The sequence below is a fragment of the Rhodopseudomonas sp. BR0C11 genome, from assembly GCF_010820945.1.
Classification (GTDB): Bacteria; Pseudomonadota; Alphaproteobacteria; order Rhizobiales; family Xanthobacteraceae; genus Rhodopseudomonas; species Rhodopseudomonas palustris_H.
In genome coordinates this window covers 1-4,765 of sequence record NZ_QTKI01000376.1, presented here as the reverse complement: position 1 = coordinate 4,765, position 4,765 = coordinate 1, and the positions used below count along the sequence as shown (strand labels likewise).

The following is a 4,765-nucleotide window of genomic DNA, read 5'->3' as shown; positions in this document are numbered from 1 at the left end:
TCGCACCGCCCGTCTCCGCCAGAACCTTGGTGATCGCCGCCGTCAGCGACGTCTTGCCATGGTCGACGTGACCGATCGTCCCGATGTTGCAATGCGGCTTCGTACGTTCAAACTTTGCTTTGGCCATCGTTCTCCATCCTTGTCGGCGCCAGCCTGGAAGGCGGCGAAACCGCGGCTGGTTACTGCGGAAAAGCACCCTGTTCAAGCCGGATTTTATGGGTCAATCTGGCGCGGAATGCCCCCGCAGGCCCGGATGACACCCGTGTGAATACCGGCGCCGGACCACAACAAAAACAGCAATCGGGAAACGCCATGACCGCGACCGCCGCCGCAACCTCCGCCCTCCCCCCGCAGACCCCGGCTTTGCCGGAGGCCAAGGCAGAAACCCTGGGGCTGTCGCCGCGCCGGCTGCAGGTGATGTCGGACGCCTTCAAGCGCGAGATCGACAAGGGCACCATCCCCGGCGTCACCGTTCTTGTATCGCGCAAGGGCAAAATCGGCTGGTTCGAGGCGCTGGGCCGGCAGGCGCCCGGCTCCGACGCACCGATGCGCCGCGACAGCATCTTCCGCATCTTCTCGATGACCAAGCCGATCGTCTCGATCGGCATCATGCAGCTGGTCGAAGACGGCCAGATGCTGCTTGACGATCCGCTCTCAAAGTTCATTCCCGAATTTGAGAATACCAACGTCGGCATCGTGCGCAGCGGCGAGCTCGAACTGGTGCCGCAGCAACGCCCAATCACCATCCAGGATCTGCTGCGCCACACCTCGGGCATCACCTACGACCACACCGGCGATGGCCCGATCCACAAAATGTACCGGGCCTCGCGGATCCGCAGCCGCAAGATCACCAACGAAGAACACGCCACCCTGATCGCCTCGATGCCGCTGGTGTGTCAGCCCGGCGCGGCGTGGAATTACAGCCGGTCGACCGACATCCTCGGCCGGGTGATCGAAGTGGTCGCCGGCAAGACACTCGGCGCGTTCCTCACCGAACGCATCCTGGCGCCGCTGCAGATGAGCGAGACCGGTTTCCACACCGCGGCCGACAACAAGGGCCGGCTCGCCGAGGCGTTCCCGACCGATCCGTGGACCGGCGATCCGGTGGCGCTGTTCAACATGCTGGAAAAGCCGGTGATGGAATCCGGCGGCGGCGGCCTGGTCTCGACCACGATGGACTACGCGCGGTTCTGCCAGATGCTGCTGGGCGGCGGCACGCTGGATGGGACGCGGATCATCGGCCGCAAGACGCTGGAGCTGATGGCCAGCAATCACCTCGAGCCGCACATCCCGCCGGACAACTACATCCTGCCCCCCGGCAACGGCTTCGGCCTCGGCTTCGCGGTCCGCACCCAGCCGGGCATCTCGCCCTTCCCCGGCTCGGTCGGTCAATTCTACTGGAGCGGCATCGCCGGCACGTTCTTCTGGATCGACCCCGCCGAACAGTTGTTCGCGGTGTTCATGTCGCAGGGCCCCGGCCAGCGCGAATACTTCCGGACCCTGGTACGGGATCTGGTGTACGCGGCGGTGGAGTAGCCACACCCGTATCCACTTGTCATTCCGGGGCGCTCGCGCAGCGAGCGAACCCGGAATCTCTCGTTCCTATAACCTCGGGATTCCGGGTTCGCGCTTCGCGCGCCCCGGAATGACCCAGAGGGTCAGCTGATCGTCGCGCCGCCGTCGATCACGAGGGTCTGGCCGGTGGTGAAGCTGCCGGCCTTGGAGGCGAGGAACACGGCGGCGCCGGCGATTTCGTCGGGTTCGCCGATCCGCTGCAGCGGCGAGCGCGCGGTGGAGTGCTTCAGCGTCTCGGGGTTCTCCCACAGCGCGCGGGCGAAGTCGGTCTTGATCAGGCCGGGCGCGATGCAATTGACGCGAATGTTGTGCACGCCGTACTCGCAGGCAAGGTTGCGGGCGAGCTGCATATCGGCGGCCTTGGAGATGCAGTAAGCGCCGATCACGGTCGAGCCCTTCAGGCCGCCGATCGAGGATACGATGGTGATCGAACCGTCCTTGCGCTCGATCATCTGCGGCACAACCTCGCTGATCAGCCAGTGGTTGGCGACGATGTTGTTGTCGAGGATCTTGCGGAACTGATCGTCATTGATGTCGGCCTGCGGCCCATAATACGGGTTCGACGCGGCGTTGCAGACCAGCGCGTCGATCTTGCCGAGTTTCTGGGTCGCTTCCTGCGCCAGGCGCTTCAGGTCATCCTTGCTGGAGATGTTGGCGGCCAGCGCCAGCGCGGTCCCGGCGCCATAGGTGTCGTTGATCGACTTGGCGACCGCGTCACAAGCATCCTGCTTGCGCGACGAGATCACCACCTTGGCACCATGCTCCGCCATCCGCTCGGCAATCGCCTTGCCGATGCCGCGCGACGAGCCGGTGATGACGGCGACTTTGCCGCTCAGGTCGAACAAGTTCATGTTTCTCTCCCGTTGTGATTGTTGTGAGTGGATGACTCATTCGTCATCGCGAGCGTAGCGAAGCAACCAGGTCCGTGCACTACGCTGGATCGCTTCGTCGCTTCGCTCCTCGCAATGACGGATGGCTTGGGTTCGACAATGGTGCCTAGGCCAGCTTGCTCGGCGTCGCCAATTCAGGGCCCGCGGGCTGATGCATCGCGGCGTGCGATGGATCGGCGATCCACGGCTGCTGATTGACCATCGGAATCCGCCAGCCCTCGTGGCCGTTCGAGGCCATGTGATCAAGCCGGGTGATCGAGCAGTTGTCGATGGTGAAGGCCAGCCCCCGCTCCGGCTGATCGCGCAGCGCGACGCCGATCGCGGCCTTGATGGTACCGCCGTGCGCGACCGCAACAATGTCTTCGCCCGGATGCGCGGCGGTGATCCGCGCGATCGCGCGCTTGGTACGCTCGTACAGATCCATGAAGCTCTCGCCGTTGGGCGCGCGCTCGTCGATCGGCGCAAACCAGAAGGTGTCGAGATTGACCGGCAGCTTGGCAAAGAACGCGGCACGGTTGGTACCCTGCCAATCACCAAGATGCTGCTCGTTGAGATCGGCGTCCTGCGTGATGGCGTCGGGGCGCGGGAAACCGGCGGCGAAAATCGCTTCCGCGGTCATGTGGGTGCGCTTCAGCTTGCTGGCGTACCACACCGCGTTCTGCGGCAGCACCCGGCTGACCGCATCGAACACCACGCGATCGCTGCAGTCGCAGTCGATGTCGATCTGGCCGTAGATGTTGCCGCCGTCGCTGCGCACCGGTGCATGCCGCACCCACCACCACCGAGTCGCGGTAACGCCGACCGGCACCGAATGTTGGGCGACGAACGGTTTGTCGTTGGAAGACGGCGGCACGTTCGTCATGCGAGAAAATCCTTTCAATCCGGTCACAAGTCGCTGTACGTCAGACCTCGCATCGCCTCAAGTCACTTGTGTGTCGAACGCGCGATGTCGATCGAACGATCGTCGTTCCAATTCCGTCAAACGGCAAACACCGAAGCGATCAGCAGGGAGCAACGCATGGGCCGCCTCGAAGGCAAATCCATCATCATCACCGGCGCCGGCAGCGGCATCGGCCGCGCGGCATCGCTGCTGTTCACCAAGGAAGGCGCGCAGCTGATCGCGGTCGATCGCACCGAAGGCGTGCAGGAGACGGTCGAGCAAGTGCGCAAGGCGGGCGGCACCGCCGAAGCGGTGATGGCCGATGCAGGCTCCGAGGACGACGTGAAGGGGTTCGTCGCCAAGGCGATCGCCGCTTACGGCAAGCTCGACGGCATCTGGGCCAATGCGGGTATCAGCGGCGGGCTGGTGCCGCTGCCCGAGCAGACGCCGGAGCACTGGCAGGAAATCCTGCGCGTCAACCTGATCGGTCCGTTCCTGGCGATCAAGCACACCATGCCGCATCTGATCAAACAGGGGCACGGCGCGATCGTGTGCACCGCCTCGGTCGCGGGCCTGAAGAGCGGCGCGTCGGGCCATCCCTACGCGGCGTCGAAAGCCGGCGTGATCAGCCTGGTGCAGACCACCGCCTACTCGCTGTCAGGCACCGGCGTGCGCATCAACGCGGTGTGCCCCGGCCTGATCGAGACCGGCATGACCAAGCCGGTTTTCGACGGCGCACGCGCCCGCGGCACCGATCACAAGATCGGTCAGCTCAACCCGCTGAAGCGCGCCGGCCAGCCGCACGAACTCGCCACCATGGGCCTGTTCCTGCTCAGCGACGAAGCGTCTTACGTCAACGGTCAGGCCTTCCCGGTCGACGGCGGCCTGACCGCCTCGATGCCCTATGCGGGCAAGCCGATCTGAGACGGGATGACGAGCGGCGCAGACCGCTCCACACACGACCGTCATCCCCGCACAAGCGGGGATCCAGTATTTCAAGGCGTTCGTGATAACAATGACGCACTGGGATACTGGGTCGCCCGGACGAGCCGGGCGATGACGACCTTTTTGAAATCAAGATCGAAGTTTCGTCATTCCGGGGCGCGCGTGAAACGCGCGAACCCGGAATCTCATCGTATCAATCTCGGAATTCCGAGTTCGCCGCTGCGCGGCGCCCCGGAATGACCGGATAGAAAAAAAGGCGCGGCCGTTTCGGACCGCGCCTTCATTTTTTGGAATAGAAACTCTCGTCGCTTACTTCGCGCCCGCCTTCTGGGCGTATTCCCACGCCAGCTCCGCCATCGGCACGGTGCGGGCGGCGGATTCCTTGGCCTTGTCGGAGGCGGCGGTGCCGTCGCGGACGCGGCCGGCGATGCCCGCCAGAATGCCGGCGAGGCGGAAGGTGTTATAGGCGAGACCC

At 64.5% G+C, this 4,765-nt stretch carries 5 protein-coding genes and 1 pseudogene; 2 read left to right on the top strand and 4 right to left on the bottom strand.

All coding sequences use genetic code 11. From position 1 onward, the window contains the following. A partial coding sequence (locus DYI24_RS21435) for a GTP-binding protein (protein WP_240002540.1) occupies positions 1-127 on the bottom strand: 127 nt, incomplete at its 3' end. Between the two features lie 185 nt (positions 128-312). Between DYI24_RS21435 and DYI24_RS21430 the strand changes: the two genes are divergently transcribed. Then, on the top strand, positions 313-1,536 hold the full coding sequence (locus DYI24_RS21430) for a serine hydrolase domain-containing protein (protein WP_164573764.1): 1,224 nt from the start codon (positions 313-315) through the stop codon (positions 1,534-1,536). A 122-nt stretch (positions 1,537-1,658) separates the two neighbouring features. Here DYI24_RS21430 and DYI24_RS21425 read toward each other — a convergent pair whose 3' ends face one another. Both DYI24_RS21425 and DYI24_RS21420 read right to left on the bottom strand, forming a co-directional pair. Further along, complete coding sequence (locus DYI24_RS21425) at positions 1,659-2,426, bottom strand: SDR family NAD(P)-dependent oxidoreductase (RefSeq protein ID WP_164573763.1); 768 nt, start codon at positions 2,424-2,426, stop codon at positions 1,659-1,661. Positions 2,427-2,571: 145 nt separating this feature from the next. Beyond that, the gene (locus DYI24_RS21420; RefSeq protein WP_107356144.1) at positions 2,572-3,327 is read right to left on the bottom strand and encodes a histidine phosphatase family protein; all 756 of its coding nucleotides are present in this window, start codon (positions 3,325-3,327) and stop codon (positions 2,572-2,574) included. A 156-nt stretch (positions 3,328-3,483) separates the two neighbouring features. Between DYI24_RS21420 and DYI24_RS21415 the strand changes: the two genes are divergently transcribed. Continuing rightward, positions 3,484-4,269, top strand: coding sequence for an SDR family NAD(P)-dependent oxidoreductase (locus DYI24_RS21415; protein ID WP_012496676.1), 786 nt, complete (start codon positions 3,484-3,486; stop codon positions 4,267-4,269). A gap of 330 nt (positions 4,270-4,599) precedes the next feature. On the opposite strand, the pseudogene DYI24_RS28395 reads toward DYI24_RS21415, so the two are convergent. Then, a pseudogene (locus tag DYI24_RS28395) lies at positions 4,600-4,765 on the bottom strand (phosphotransferase family protein); the annotation flags it as partial.